Below are 15,382 nucleotides of genomic sequence, written 5' to 3' on the forward strand. Positions count from 1 at the left end.
ATCCCCGTACTCGACCCGTAGCAGTCCCTTGGACACCAATGGCAACGTGTCCGACCAGCGGTGTCGTCGCAGTCGGCCGACCACGAACGTGTCGATGCCGTACCAGCAGGCAGAGCCATAGTGGGCACCGAACCTGGTAAGTCCGCCTCACGCGGCGTCGGAAGCGAGGGCATCGCAGGATGAGCGCAGTTCCACAAGCTCGATCGGTCGCGAACAGACAGCGACTGCTGGATCTCATGCTCACCCGGGAGGGCCACTCGAATCGGATCACCCCGGCCGACCGGACCGCGGACCTGCCGCTCTCGTTCGCCCAGCAACGGCTGTGGACCCTCGACCGCCTGCTGCCTGACCGCTGTCTGTACAACGCGCCATTGGCCTACCGGCTGCGCGGCCCACTGGACCGCTCCGCCTTGCGGAAGGCGTTCACGGGCGTGGTCGCCCGCCATGAGGCGTTGCGGACCACCTTCGCCGTACGTGCGGGAACCCCCGTTCAAGTGATCGGCACATCCCGTCCTGTCGATATCCCGGCAGTGAGTCTGGCCGGGATGCCGGACAGGGAAACCGAAGCCGTCCGCCTGGCCATGGCCGAGGCCAGGGTTCCTTTCGACCTGGAAACCGGCCCGTTGCTCCGGCTCAAACTGATCGAACTGGCCGCCGACGACCACGTCCTGCTGATCACGCTGCACCACATCGTGACCGACACGTGGTCGCTCGGTGTGATGTTCCGGGAGATCACCACGTTGTACGCCGCGGCACGCGACGGGGCCTCGCCGACCTTGCCGGAACTCGCCGTGCAGTACGCGGATTTCGCCGTCTGGCAGCGCCGGACGATGTCCGGCGAACGCCTGCGGCGGGAACTCACCCACTGGAGCGACCGACTGAGCGGCGCACCCCAGATGCTCACCCTGCCCGCGGATCGGCAACACCGTGCCGTGCCGTCCTTCGGCGGTGCGGAGCACGTCTTCACCGTGCCCGAGCCGATTCTGGCGCTGTTGCGGTCAGTCGCCGCGGCACAGGACGCGACGTTGTTCATGGTGCTGCTGGCCGCGTTCAAGGTGCAGCTTTCCCGGTACTGCGGCGAGACCGACATCGTCGTCGGCTCTCCGGTCGTCGGCCGTGGCCACGTCGAACTGGAGCCGCTGATCGGCTTCTTCGTCAACAACCTGGTGCTCAGAACCGATCTGGCCGGTGATCCACCGTTCACCGAACTCGTCAGGCGGGTACGCCACACCGCGCTCGACGCCTACGACCACCAGGAACTGCCGTTCGAGAAGCTGGTGAACGAACTGCAGCCGACGCGCAATCTGAGCGTGCAACCGTTGGCCCAGGTCAACTTCCAGGTCTACGAACCGCAGAACCTTGATTCGGCCCGGGTTCCTTCGGCGGGGCGAACCTCCGTACACGGCGACGACCTGACCTTGCCTGGCCTGCACGTCGAGTCCCTGCCTGTCGCGACGCGCACGAGCAAATTCGATTTTTCCATCATGTTCAGCGAAGTCGGTCGGGATTTCGTCGGCCAGATCGAGTACTCGACCGATCTGTATGACAAGCCCACCATCGAGCGGTTCGCCGACAATTTCGCCGCCCTGCTCGACGGAATCGTGGCCCGCCCGGACAGCAGGCTGTCCGAACTGCCGGTGTTCGCCGAGCGGGAGCGCGTCCGTGTCCTGGAGGAGTGGAACGACACCGACCGGCCGGGTGCGGGTGGGCGCTGCCTGCACGAACTCGTGCAGGCGCAAGCAGAACGTACTCCGGACGCGATCGCGGTGATCGCCGAGGATTTCCGGCTGACCTATCGAGAACTCGACAACCGCGCCAACGCACTGGCCCATCACCTACGGGCGCTCGGCGCCGAGACCGAGTCGACGATCGGTGTCTGCATCGAGCGGTCCGCCGAGTTCGTCATCGCCGTCCTCGCCGTCCTCAAGGCTGGTGGCGTCTACCTGGCGCTCGACCCGGACCAGCCCGTCGACCGGCTGGCTTCGCTGCTCACCGACGCCGGTGCGGCGATGCTGATCACCCGGGCCCAGCAGACCACGGTTCCCGCAGTGGACGGCATCGGGACCTACGTCTTCGAACGCGACTGGGCCATCACCGAGAAGTACCCCACCACGCCACCGGTCGGCACCACCGCTCCGGAGAGCCTCGCGTACGCCATTCACACGTCGGGCTCCACCGGCCGTCCCAAGTGTGTTGTCACGCCGCATGAGGGCGTCGTCAACTACCTCACCTGGTTGCAGGCCGAACACGGTCTGTCCGCAGAGGACCGTGTGCTGCAGAAGGCACCGTTCGGCTTCGACGTGTCCGTGTGGGAGATTTTCTGGCCGCTCAGCACCGGAGCCGCGGTGGTGCTGGCCCGGCCCGGTGAGCAAGGAAATCCGAAATACCTCGCCGAGCTGATCAGGGACACGCGAATCACCGTCGCACACTTCGTGCCGTCCATGCTGCGGTTCTTCGTCGCCGAGCCCGCAGCCGCGGAATGCGCGAGACTGCGTCTGGTGATCTGCGGTGGCGAGGCCATCACCACGGACCTGGTGAACCGTTTCCACCGGACCTTCGATGCCGTGCTGCACAACCAGTACGGCCCAGCCGAGGCCGCTATCCAGGTCACCGGGTGCACCCTACGGCCAGGAGCAGAGAAGGCCTCGCTTGGTCGCGCGGTGTGGAACACCCGGTTGTACGTTCTCGACGCCGCCGGGAGCCCCGTTCCGCAAGGTGCGGCCGGTGAGCTCTACCTCGCGGGTGTCCAACTCGCTCGTGGCTATCTCAACCAGCCGGGCATGACCGCCGAACGCTTCCTGCCCAACCCTTTCGGCGCACCCGGCAGCCGGATGTACCGCACGGGCGACCTCGTCCGCTGGCTTCCCGACGGGACGCTGGAGTTCCTCGGCCGCACCGACCATCAGGTGAAGATCCGTGGCGTCCGGATCGAGCCCGGCGAGATCCAGAGCCACCTGACGGCCGATCCCGCCGTTCGCCAGGCGATCGTGGTGGCGAGGCAAGATCCGTCTGGTGACAAGCGACTGGTGGCCTACGTGGTCCCGCACGACACGGCGGACCCCGGCCGGTTGTCCGCGGCACTGCGTGCCGACCTGTCGGGTCGCTTGCCGAGCTATCTGGTGCCGTCGGCGTTCGTCGTCCTCGATTCTCTGCCCCTCAACCGCAATGGCAAGGTGGACGTGGCCGCACTGCCGCTGTCCACCGTTTCGTCCGACCGTCCGACGTTGGTCGCGGCGCGCACCCAGGTGGAACGGGTGCTGGGCGAGGTGTGGCAGACAGTGTTGCGCCTGGACGAGGTGGGCGTGCACGACAACTTCTTCGCGCTCGGCGGTGACTCGATCCGTGCGATCGAGGTCACGTCACTGGCTGCGGCTTCCGGGCTGCGGCTGCACCCCAACCAGCTCTTCCAGCACCAGAGCCTTGCCGAACTGGCCGCGGTCGCAACCGAGGCGGACGACGAGAACGTGGCCGGGTGCCTGGCCGAGCAGGGCGAGGTCACCGGGCCGGTGCACCTCACCCCGATCCAGCGTTCCTTCGTGTCGGTCGGGGACCCCCGCCGGGACTACCAGACGCAGTACCTGGCGTTGGAGATCACCGCGGACCTACCCGCCGAGATCATCGACACCGCCATCGACCACCTGGTGCGGCACCATGACGTGCTCAGGACGAGATTGGCATTCGACGGCGCGGCCTGGACCCAGGCTGTGGAGGCGTACCGGCCGGAGGAGCGGCTGGTCCGGCACACTGTCGACGACCTGGACGTCGGCGTCCTGCTGGACGACTACGCGACAAGGGCGGCCGAATCCCTCGACCCGGTGGCGGGCCGGATGGTGCGAGCGGTGTACCTGGAACGTCACGGCGCCAGGCCGGTGCTGCTGGTGATCATCCACCACCTCTGCGTGGACGCCGTCTCGTGGCGCATCCTGATCGAGGATTTCGATTCGGTGTGCCGTCAGCTTCTCGACGGCCGGACCGACCCGGTGCTGCCCGCCAAGACCACCTCCTTCCAGATGTGGGCTGGACGCCTGCACGATCTGGCCGGATCTCCCGAACTGGCCGATGAGGCACGCCATTGGCGCTCGATGGTTCCCCGCGAGCTGCCGTCCCTGCCTCGTGACGGCGTGGTGACCTCCGATCGAAGCACGTACGGCGACGTGGAGCAGTTCGACTCCGTGGTGTCCCGCGACACCACTCGTGCCCTGATCGAGGAGGTGCCCGACGCCTACCGGACCCAGGTCAACGACGTGCTGATGACCGCGTTGGCGCTGGCGTTCGGCGCCTGGACCGGTTCGCCACGGCTGTTGGTGGATCTGGAGGGCCACGGCAGGGAACCGCTCTTCGACGACGTCGACCTCACCAGGACCGTCGGCTGGTTCACCTCGGTCTTTCCGGTCTACCTGGACCTGCCCGACCCCGCCGACGTCGGTGGTTGCCTGATCGCGGTGAAGGAGACATTGCGCGCGGTTCCCCGCCGCGGCGTCGGCCTCGGCCTGCTGCGGCACGTCCGCGCGGACGAACACCGCATCGACGATCTGCCGCAAGCCGAAGTCCTGTTCAACTACCTCGGCCGGATCGACACCCCCTCTGGCGGGGACGCCCTGGTCCGCCAGGTACCGGATCCGCTGCGGGCTGGAAACGCACCGAGCCGGCCGCGTACCTACCCGATCGAAGCGTATGCCCGGATCCAGGGCGGGCGCCTCGTCGTGCACTGGTCGTACGATCGCAACGTCTACGACCGGAGCCGCATCGAAGGCATCGCCGGTGACTTCACCAGGGCGTTGGAACGGATCACCGAGTTCTGCCGCCTGCCGGACAGCGGAGGGCGCACGGCGTCGGACTACCCGCTCACCGGCCTGTCCACCGCGGACCTGAAGCGGCTTTTCGGCTCCTGCCGTGGCATCGAGGACATCTATCCGTTGTCCACGTTGCAGACGGGCATCCTGTTCCACACGCTCACCGCGGCCAACGCCGACGTGTACCTGACGCAGGCGAGCTGGGAACTCGGTGACATCGACGCGGACGCGATGGATCAGGCCTGGCAGGAGGTGACCCGCAGGACCGCCATGCTGCGTACCCGGTTCACGTGGAAAGCCGTGTATCCGGCGCTCCAGGTGGTCGAGCGCGACGTGCACCTCCCGGTCACGCATCTGGACTGGTCGGACCGGGATCACGCGCAACAGCGGTCGGCACTGGAAGACCTGCTCGACGAGGGCAGGCGGAACACCTTCGACCTCGAACGAGCCCCGATCGCCCGTGTCACTCTGATCAAGAGCGGTCCCGCGAACTGGCGCATCCTGGTGGAAACACACCACATCCTGTTCGACGGCTGGAGCATCACCATGCTCATCGGCGACGCGCTGGCCGTGTATCAGGCTCTGGTCGCCGGTGCGGAGTTGCGGCTGCCGGCCCGCCGTCCGTTCCGGGACTTCATCGAATGGCAGGGTGCTCGGAAGGCAGGCGCGGACGAGAGGTACTGGCGGAACTACCTCGCGGGGTTCACCGAACCGACGAGGTTGCCCGTTGAGCCGTCCGACGCCACCGGGTACGGCGTTCACCACCGGGAGCTTCCGGCAGAGTTGTCCAACGCGGTGCAGGACTGCGCGCGACGCCTGCGTATCACCCCCAGCACGCTGTTCCAAGTCAGTTGGTCGCTGATGCTCAGCCGGTACACGAACGCCACCGACGTGGTGTTCGGGGCCACTGTGTCCGGCCGGGCCGACATGCCCGGGATGGAGCGGATGATCGGCCTGTTCATCAACACGCTCCCGGTCCGCGTCCGGCTGGGACGTGGTGATCAACGGCTCGACGACTGGCTGCGGGAGGTGCAGACGGACTGGACCCGGATGCCGTCCGAACAGACCTCACTGGCGGACATCACCGCATGGAGCGAGATTCCGCCGCGGCAGTCACTGTTCGACAGCATCGTGGTGGTCGGGAACTACCCGGTCGACGATCCGGTCCGGACCGCGCTGGGCGGCATGTCCGCGCGAACTCTGCGGGTTCGCGAGATGAACAACTACCCGCTCAGCCTGATCGTCAACGGTGGGACACCGTACGAATTCGAGATGCAGTACGACCGGAGCAAATACAGCCCGGCCATGATCGAGGACATCGAGAGGTGTGTCACCTCGGTTCTGCACATGATCGTCACCGACACCGACGTGACGATCGCCGAACTGATTACCGCAGTCGGTTACCGCCCGCTGCCAGGTCACTGAGCCCGCCGACGGCGCGGATCCTGGCGTGGTGTCGGTTGACGGTCCTCTGACGGCGGCACAGTCGGGGCGGGTGCGGGGGGCGTTCGAGAACCGCTGGGTGCCTTTACCGTGGCACGAGACGGACCGGCATCGATTCGAATCCCCAGACTAGATTGGAGGTGAGGCGCTGCGGTTGGCCGGCCAGTTCGGCATGGTCCGTGCGACGGACCAGTTCCTCGAAGAACACCTCCATCTCGGTGACCGCCAGTGGACCACCGAGGCAGAAGTGGGGGCCGTGGCCGAAGGAGAAGTGACGGTTCGGTGAGCGTGTGATGTCGAACGTCTCCGGATCGACGAAGGCTTTGGGATCGCGGTTCACCGCCGGCAGCCACACGGCCAGCTGGTCGCCGCTGCTGATGGCGTGGCCGCCGATCTCGGTGTCCCGCACCGCGGTCCGGCGTACGTGCAGCACCGGGCTGGCGTATCGCAGGATCTCCTGGACCGCGGACGGCACGTAGCTCCTGTCGACCTGGAGTGCTCGCCACGAGTCTGGATTGTCGATCAGCGCCAGGAGTCCACCAACGGTGCCGTGCCGGGTCGTCTCGTTGCCCCCCGAGAGGAGACCGGTGCAGTTGAGGAACACCTCCTCGTCGGTCAGTGGCGCTCCGTCGATCTGCCCGTTGACCAGCGCGCTGGTCACGTCGTTGCCCGGGCTTCGTCGGCGCTGTCTGGCCAGGTCGTCGTAGTAGAGGAAAATGTCGGTGTACGCCTCCCTCATCTGCTCGACGCTGGTGTGCGGATCGTTCCCGAAAGCGGTCGCGGTCAGCCGCAGCATCAGGTCCCAGTCACTTTTCGGTACGCCGAGCATGTCGCAGATGACCGCCACCGGCAATCGTGCCGCCACGTCGGTGAAGTCGCAGACGTCCTGGTCGTAGGCCAGGTCCAAAGCCTCCGTCACCACCTCTCGCATCGTGTCCCGCAGCCGTGCCACCGTCCGGGGTGTGTACGTCGAGTTGATGATCCGCTTGATCGCGCCGTGTCGGGGCGGGTCGGTGACGATGAGCATCTTGCCGGCCGCGGCCTCCGCAGCGGGCTGATCGCTGCCGAGACGCATCCCCTTCCCGGAGACGAACGTCGACGGGTCGGTCAGGACCCGGGTGGCGGGCTCATGCTCCAGGACGGACCAGAACGCACCCCGATCGCTGACCGGCGTGTAGAACACGGGGGTTTGTGCTCGGAGCATCGTCCACAGGGGTACCGGGTCGACGGCCCGGTAGAGCTCGGGATCCGACAGGTCGGGCAGCTGGCTCTCGAGATCACTGCTGGGCATGAGGTTCAACCCTTACTTGTAGCTGGATCAGGGTTTGCTGGGCGGTGGGCCCGCCGGCGGGCGCGTCCGGTGTCAAGCAGGACGGCTACGGGACGTGAATTCGCCTGTGCAAGGCCGACTCCTGCCGATTGGCCGCACACCTTGGCCGACCAATCGAATGTGCCGTCGTCCATCAATGGCTGGTCAGGGGTAGTGTGCCCGAGAAGCGCAGGAATCGGTGATAAGCAAGAACGGTCCGGGGCGCTCCGTGGTCACAGATTGGCGTCCGGCCTGCTCGCATCGAGCCGGAGACGTTGGTGATCGATCTTAGATTCAGATCGACATGAGTGGTAGTGACGAACATCACGCGCCATGTAGTGACCTGGCAGTGATGAAGCTAAAAGTGTTTGTGGATTCACGCATCGACTCACGCCTTTTGATTTATCCGTGCTATTCTGAGCACTTTTCATCGTGTGTTTGGGCTGGCCTGGACGTGAGGTAGGGCGAGGATGGCCTGGACGATCGTGGTGGCGGTTGACGGTCTTCCGGCGGCGGGACAGCCGGGGCCGGTGCGGGCGGCGGTCAGGTCGTGCACTGCGCCGGGCAGGGTGGGCGAGGCGAGGCGAGGCCCAACAGTGCGACCGCGGCCGGGTGAGACAGCACAGCGAGGCTCCCGGTTGGGGCATCGGACCTTGGTCGACCGCTGCCTCACCGGGAGCCTCGTCCTATGCCGGCAAAGCCTCTCCGCACGTACCGTGAACAGGCCCGTCACGATGAAAGGCCGCACTGATCGCGGCAATCGCTGCCGCTGCGATCGCGTCGGTAATCGATACGACTGTGGCGTCCGGTCCGTCCGGCGTCCACAGCAGCGGTAGCTCGGTGCAACCGAGCAGGGAGGTGAACCCACGTCCGCGGTAGCGGCGGATGAGCTCGTCGAGAACGTTCACCTCGGCCGGACCGGTCCGGCCGCTCTTCACCGCGGTGATGAGCCGGTCCAGGGTTTCCTGCTCCGCGCTCGTCGGGTAGTGCAGCTCGACATCGTCCGGCCACGAAGGTTCGTACAGGCGTTGCCGCCGAGTCGGTGACGTGCAGAACACCACGCACCGGGTGGCACCGCGGACGGACAGTTCCCGCGTGGCCGCCCGCAGCCCATCGACGATGGTGGCGCCGGTCCGCTCCTGGATGTCCACCCGGTAGGCGTGTGTTGTCGCCGAAGCGAGTGCCAGCACTGTGCATCCGAGTGACTGCAGGGACCTGGTCGCCGCGACCAGGTGGGGGAGAGGCGATTCGACACCGGGCACCCCACTGAGATGCCCGATCCGGCTGGGAAACGGCCAACTGAGCAGGACGGCGGAGAAGTGACCCTGGTCCGTCTCGGCTGAGGTCAACCGGACGAACCGCTCGTACAGGTGAGCTCCGGCCAGCGGCCCGAGGCCGCCGACGATCCCGGCGACCGGAGCGGTCCGGATGCCGGTGCCATTGTTCAGACCCGGCATCGCTTCACTGCTTCTCCTGCGGATCCGTTCGTGACCCGCTCGGTGTCGCATCTATTTCCCGCCACACTTTGAAGGGCACGAGGCTGAACGTCGCCACCGCGTAGACACAGGCGAAGATGAGGAGGGTGCCGGTCAGGCCGGCGTAGGAGATGAGACCGCCTCCGACGATCGGGCCGAGTGGAACCATCGCGAAGGCTGCGGCGGATATCGCGCCCAGCCCCCGGGCACGCATGTTCTCCGGAATCCGGTGGTACTGCGCGGTGCGCAGGATCGGATTGATCATCCCGGCGCAGAACCCGGTCGCCGCGACCACTATGAAGATCAACGGCAGGGCGGGTTCCGCGGCAAGCACGAGACAGCGGGGCAGCCCGACCAGCATGAAGACCACGGTGAAAAGCAGCCTGCGGGGCAGCCGATGGGCCACGGCGCCAAAGGCGATACCACCGGCAACTCCGGCGACCGCCGAGGTGCCGATGAGCAGGCCGACTGCGCCCGCACCCGACAGCACCTCATCGCCATACACCGGTAGCACCACGCTGACGTAGGCCACATCGAGCATGTTCGTCACGGCCAGGAGCAACGCGATCGAGCGCAGCAACCGATCCCGCCACAGGAAGGTAAAACCCTGCAGCAGGCCCGCCAGATAGGATTCCCTGGTCGCGGCGGGTTTGGACCGCGGCGCTCCGGAAACGGCGACGATCAACGCCGCCAGCACGAAGGTTCCCGCGTCCACCAGCAACACGTTGACCGGACCGATCAGCGCTATCAGGACACCGGCAAGCGGAGCACCAGCCATTCGCGCCCCGCGTTCGACCACCTCCAGCACGCTCGACGCCCGTTCGATGCTCATTCCGGACCGTTGCGCCAACGCGGGCAACAATGCCTCGCGTGCGGCGTTGCCCGGTACGTCGAAAGCGGCCCCGAGGAAGACGAGGGCGAGCAGCGTCGGGAACGTCAGCATACCCGCGATGTGCAGGAGCGGGATCAGAGCCACCATCGCCGCGCCGAAGAGGTCGGCGATGACGCTCGCCCGGCGGTAGCCGATTCGGTCGACCAGGACGCCGCCGAAGGTCATGGACAGCAGGATCGGCAGGAACGACGCCGCCGCCGCGATGCCCGTCTGCGTGGCACTTCCCGTCGTCTCGAGCACGAACCACGGCACCGCGAGATAGGTCATCGAGTTGCCGGCGAGTGAGATGCCGTGTGCGGTCAGCACCGCGTACAGCGGGTACTGGCTTCGTCCTGCCACACGCGTGCCAGGTGCGCTGGGGGTCGCGTCCATCATGAGTCCTTCGAGAACACGGAAATCGGTAGGTCGGCGCGGTTGTCGTCGCCGTCGCCGTCGAGCACGGAATCGATCAGCCGGTCGACAGTTCGCACGGTCGAATCCGCCCATTCCGGGTCGAACAGCACGCTGTCGTACACGAAGTGCAGATCGATGTCCGAGGGGCGCTGGGTGACGAACAGTGCGATCGGATAGCGCGACCAGGCGTCGGGCGGATCGACCGGGGTGATCGTGAGCCCGGGAATCCCGCCGCCGTCGTCGGGCGCTTCCTGCATGTTGAACAGCGCCTGTGCGAGGTGAACGTCCGAAGTGAACTCCGCCAGGCTGCCGCGCAGACTCTCCAGTGGCGGCTCGGCGTGCGCGAAACCGTCGAGCAGACTGGCCCGGACCCGCGCCAACAGTTCGGACAACGTCAGATCCGCCGTGACGTCGGCGCGTATCAGCAGTGTGTTCGCCACGAAGCCGATCATGTCCTTGCGCTCGGGACGAGCACGGTTCGCCACCGGCGTCGCGACGTGGAAAGCCTCCTGGCCGAAAGCAAGGAACAACGCGGCCTGGAACACGGCCATCAGCAGCATGGACGGCGTTGCCTGGGAGCGGGCTGCCAGCCGCAGCAAGTTCCGGGTTCGTTGCTCACCCAGCGGTTTCGCGCGGTGCCGTCGGCGCTGATACCGGTCCTCGGTGAAGGGGTACCCGTCCGGCAGCCTGATCAGCGGAACCGCTTCGGCCAACTGGTTGCGCCAGTAGGTGATGTCGGAATCCCAGGTCCCCGCTTCGAGTTGCGCACGCTGCCAGGTGGCGAAGTCCGGGTACTGAAGTGGCACGGGGGTCAGCGGCGACGGCAGCCCGGACGAGAATGCCCGATACAACTCGGTCAACTCTCGGTAGTAGTTCCCCATCGAGTGACCGTCGAACACGATGTGGTGCGCCACCAGGAAGAAGACGTGCTCCTGACGGGACAGGCGGATCAGACCGGTCCGCCACAGTGGTCCGTTCGCGAGATCGAAACCCCGTTGCACCACGGCGTGGATGCGCTCGGTCAACATGCTTTGCGGCTCGGTACCGAGATCGTCAACGGACAGGGCGGTCGGTGCGGGTGGGTGCAGGCGGACCGTCGGTTCGCCGTCCAGGTCGGGGAACACCGTGCGGAGCGCTTCGTGGCGGCGGACGATCTCCGTGATGGCGTCGGTGAGTGCGGCGATGTCCAGGTCACCACAAATGCGGAAGATGCCCGCCACGTTGTAGCAGGCGTTGCCGGGGGCGAGGTGGCGGTCGACGTGCCAGATGTGCGACTGGGACGGCGAAAGCCGTGGACTGCCGTCCGGCGACGGACACACAGGCGTACGGGTGTGGTCGCCGGTCGTCCGCCCGACGAACTCGGCCATGGCCGCCACGGTCGGCGCGTCGAACACCGCCCGCAGGGGTATCTCGGTGCCCAGCACGTCGGAGATCCGGGCGGCCAGGCGCATGGCGAGCAGGGAGTGCCCACCGAGGTCGAAGAAGCTGTCGTGGACGCCCACCACGGTCGCGTCCAGCACCTCGGTCCAGACCGCGATCAGGGCATCCTCAAGCGGATCGCTCGCGGCGGTCGGCGCATCGAGCAGCGCGGACCGTTCCGCCGGAGGTTCGGGCAGTGCCTGACGATCGAGCTTGCCGGTTCGGTTGTGAGGCAGGGCGTCCATCGACACGAACGTCGTTGGTATCGAGTGGTCCGGCAGTGCGCTGGCCAAGCTTGCCCGCAGATCGCCGATGGTCGGCTGCGGGGTCGTGTCCGACCAGGCCACGTAGGCCACAAGCGTGGCGTCCCATACCCGGCACGCCGCTTCCCTGACCGCGGGCAGGGCGGACAAGGCGGCCTCGACCTCGCCGAGTTCCACGCGCTGACCGCGAATCTTGACCTGGTTGTCCGTCCTGCCAAGGAACTCCAGAAATCCGTCCGCACCCACCCGTGCCGTATCGCCCGTGCGGTACATCCGCTCGCCTGGGCGGCCGAAGGGATTCGGCACGAAGCGTTCCGCGGTGATGCCGGGGCGATGCCAGTACCCTTGGGTCAGCCCCGCCCCGCCGATGTACACCTCCCCGGATTGACCGACCGGGACCAGATTCAGCAACCGGTCGAGTAGCTGTACGGACACACCGGTGATCGGCTGCCCGATCGGCACGTCGGTGCCGATCGTCTCCCCGGGTATCTCATACGCGGTGGCCGTCATCGTGCATTCGCTTGGCCCGTACATGTTGACGATCTTCGCGTTCACGAAGACGCGCCGCAACGCGGCGACATCCGCGTGGTGCAGCTTCTCCCCGCTGACCAGGATCACCCGAACCGCTGGAACGGTGGTGTCCAGCCTGTCCGCCTCCCGGACGAGTTCACGCACCAGCGAGGGCACGACCGCGAGGACGGCGGTCACACCGGCGTCCACGATCACCCGCAACGCCGCAGCGGCGTCCCGGCCGCCTTTCGGCGTGATCACGGTGCGGGCACCTACCGTGAGCGGGAAGAACATGTCGCGCAGCGACGCGTCGAACGAGACCGCGGCGAGCTGGACCACCAGGTCGTCAGCGTCGATGTACCGCTCAAGGCACAGATTGTCGAAGTAGTTCAGCACGCCGCCGTGCATGCCGGCGATTCCCTTGGGTGTTCCGCTGGAACCCGAGGTGAAGTAGACGTAGGCGATGTCGTCCGGCTGGACCGACGGCGGGCTACCGATGGCGGGATCGTCCTGCGCGGACAACATGGCAGCGAGGTCGAGCCACGTTGTCACCTCGGGAAGCTCCGCCTGCCGGTGATCGGTCACTCCGAGACGCGGCGGATCGGTCGACAGCATGCGCCGCAACCGATCGAGTGGCTGGTCGGAGTCGAGTGGCACGACAGCCGCTCCCGATTGCCACACCGCCAGTATCGTCGCGACGAGCCAGGGAGAACGATCCAGCTGTACGGCAACGAACGTGCCAGGTCCGGCACCGTGCCGTTGGAGCTGGCGCGTGATGCGGTCCGCGGTTTCACCGAGCCGTTGGTACGTCCACGAAACGCCGTCGAACAGGACGGCGGGTGCATCGGGCGTACGCGTCGCGCACGCCTTGATCCGGGCGGGTATGCCACCGGTCCACTCACCGACCGAGGCGGCGGCTGGCCCTTCTCCCACAGTGTTTCCTCCGGTCATGTCCGCGCGGCGGTGTCGCTGGACATCGAAACCTCCTGTAGGAGCTGTTCCGCCGTCGCGGTGACCTTCCGCCATGTCGGCTCGTCCTGCGCAAGCACGGAACAGAACTCCCGGATGGTCGGCGCCTCGAATACCTGCGTGACCGCCACTTCCACGCCGAGCACGGCGTTGACCGCGGCGATGAGCCGCATGGCGCCCAGTGAGTTCCCGCCCGATTCGAAGAAGTTCGCCTCGGTGTCGAAAGCGGTCACGCCGAGAACGTCCTCCCACAGGCTCACGAGGACTTCCTCGATGGGCGATTCCGGCGTCCTTGGGCCGCTGCGGCGATCCGACCGGGGCGCCGGTTCGGGGAGCGCGGCACGGTCGACCTTGCCACTGGTCGTGAGGGGCAGGGCGACCAGGATGGACACCACGTCCGGGACCATGTAGCGCGGCACCTTCTCACGGAGGAACTCCCGCAGGTGATCACCGTCGAGATCCTCCGAACTGGTGGTCACGTAGGCGAAGAGGCGGCGGTCGCCCGCGGGATCGGGACGGGCCACGGCGACGGCGTCCTTCACGTCCGGGTGCCCGCGCAGCGCGAACTCCACCTCGCCCAGTTCGACCCGGAAGCCCTGAATCTTGACCTGGAAGTCTTTGCGCCCGAGGAACTCTATGTTTCCGTCGGGCAGGTAGCGGCCGAGGTCTCCGGTTCGGTAGAGGGCGTCGCCGGTGCGAAAGTCGGTGACGAAGCTCGCCGCCGTGCGTTCCGGATCACGCCAGTACCCGGCGCTCACTCCGGTGCCGCCAATGTGCAGTTCGCCCGCCACACCGATCGGGCAGGGCTTGCGGTCGGGGTCCATGACGTAGAACCTCTGGTTGGCCATCGGCTTTCCGTACGGAATGCTGCGCCAGTCCGGCGCCACCTCACCGATCGGATAGAGAATGGACCAGATGGACCCTTCGGTTGCGCCGCCCGCGCTCACCACCAGTGCGTCCGGGGCCAGCGCACGAATCCGGTCCGGCAGCGGCAGCGGCAGCCAGTCGCCACTCAGCAGCACCAGACGCAGTGCGGGCAGTGCCGCCGCATCGCCGCCTCGGCTTCGTGCCAGTTCCGTCACCATGTCCATCAACGCGGGCACGGAGTTCCAGATGGTCACGTCGTGTTTGCTGATCGTGTCCAGCCAGACCGCCGCGTCCGGCACCGCGGTGTGCGGCGGGAAGACGATGGTCGCCCCGGCACCGAGAGTGCCGAAGATGTCGTAGATGGCCAGATCGAACGTGAAGGAGGACACCGCGATCACCCGGTCGCCGGGACGGACCCCGAACCGGGAGTTGATGTCGAGAATCGTGTTCACCGCGCCCCGGTGAGTGATCATCACACCCTTCGGCGCACCGGTCGACCCGGAGGTGTAGATGATGTACGCCAGGTCATCGGGCGCCGTGGCGACAGGTGACACCGGACTGTCGCCCGGCCGCTGTTCGTCGATGCGAACCCGCCGGACGTTCTCCGGCCAGCGCAGGCGTTCGTCCACATCCGCGTGGGTGATCACGCAGCGCGCTTCCGAGTGCTGGAGCAGATGTGTGATCCGTGCCGCCGGAAAGTCCGGATCGATGGGCACGAAGACAGCGCCCGCACGCAGCGTGGCCAGCGCCGCGACCACCTGCTCCCAGCCCTTCCGCAGGACGATGGCGACGATGTCGCCGGGTTCCACCCCGCGTGCGATGAGCGCGTTGGCCAAGGCTTCGGCCTGATCGCCGACCTCGCGGTAGGTCAGCTCCCCGCCGGGGTGAACGATCGCGGGCAGCTCCGGTGCCCGGTCGGCCCACGAGTAGAAGAGCGCGTGGAGGGCCGAGTCGCCGTCAGGAAAGTCGACTCGTGTGCTGTTGGCCCGAGCGATCACATCGGAATCGGCCTCGATCGGCGATCCGTCCAGCTCGGCCATGACTGCTCT

6 protein-coding genes are annotated in these 15,382 nt (G+C 66.9%); 1 reads left to right on the forward strand and 5 read right to left on the reverse strand.

The window, feature by feature from the left end:
• The first annotated feature begins 236 nt into the window (after nt 1-236).
• Complete coding sequence (locus C5N14_RS21920) at nt 237-6,218, forward strand: non-ribosomal peptide synthetase (protein ID WP_165878188.1); 5,982 nt, start codon at nt 237-239, stop codon at nt 6,216-6,218.
• A 103-nt stretch (nt 6,219-6,321) separates the two neighbouring features.
• Here the strand turns inward: C5N14_RS21920 and C5N14_RS21925 are convergent, their stop codons facing one another.
• The 5 genes from C5N14_RS21925 to C5N14_RS21945 all read right to left on the reverse strand — a co-directional run bounded on the left by C5N14_RS21925 (nt 6,322) and on the right by C5N14_RS21945 (nt 15,373).
• The gene (locus tag C5N14_RS21925; RefSeq protein WP_117670136.1) at nt 6,322-7,527 is read right to left on the reverse strand and encodes a cytochrome P450; all 1,206 of its coding nucleotides are present in this window, start codon (nt 7,525-7,527) and stop codon (nt 6,322-6,324) included.
• A 704-nt stretch (nt 7,528-8,231) separates the two neighbouring features.
• Entirely contained in the window at nt 8,232-9,002 is a 771-nt protein-coding gene (locus C5N14_RS21930; protein ID WP_117670138.1) for an aspartate/glutamate racemase family protein, read from the reverse strand.
• Nucleotides 9,003-9,006: 4 nt separating this feature from the next.
• Nucleotides 9,007-10,284, reverse strand: coding sequence for an MFS transporter (locus C5N14_RS21935; RefSeq protein ID WP_117670174.1), 1,278 nt, complete (start codon nt 10,282-10,284; stop codon nt 9,007-9,009).
• Nucleotides 10,284-13,523, reverse strand: coding sequence for a non-ribosomal peptide synthetase (locus tag C5N14_RS21940; RefSeq protein WP_117670140.1), 3,240 nt, complete (start codon nt 13,521-13,523; stop codon nt 10,284-10,286). Before C5N14_RS21940 ends, C5N14_RS21935 begins: the two co-directional genes overlap by 1 nt.
• Entirely contained in the window at nt 13,445-15,373 is a 1,929-nt protein-coding gene (locus tag C5N14_RS21945) for an amino acid adenylation domain-containing protein (RefSeq protein ID WP_243639903.1), read from the reverse strand. Before C5N14_RS21945 ends, C5N14_RS21940 begins: the two co-directional genes overlap by 79 nt.
• Between the last annotated feature and the right edge of the window lie 9 nt (nt 15,374-15,382).

The sequence above is a fragment of the Micromonospora sp. MW-13 genome (assembly GCF_003434305.1).
Classification (GTDB): Bacteria; Actinomycetota; Actinomycetes; order Mycobacteriales; family Micromonosporaceae; genus Micromonospora.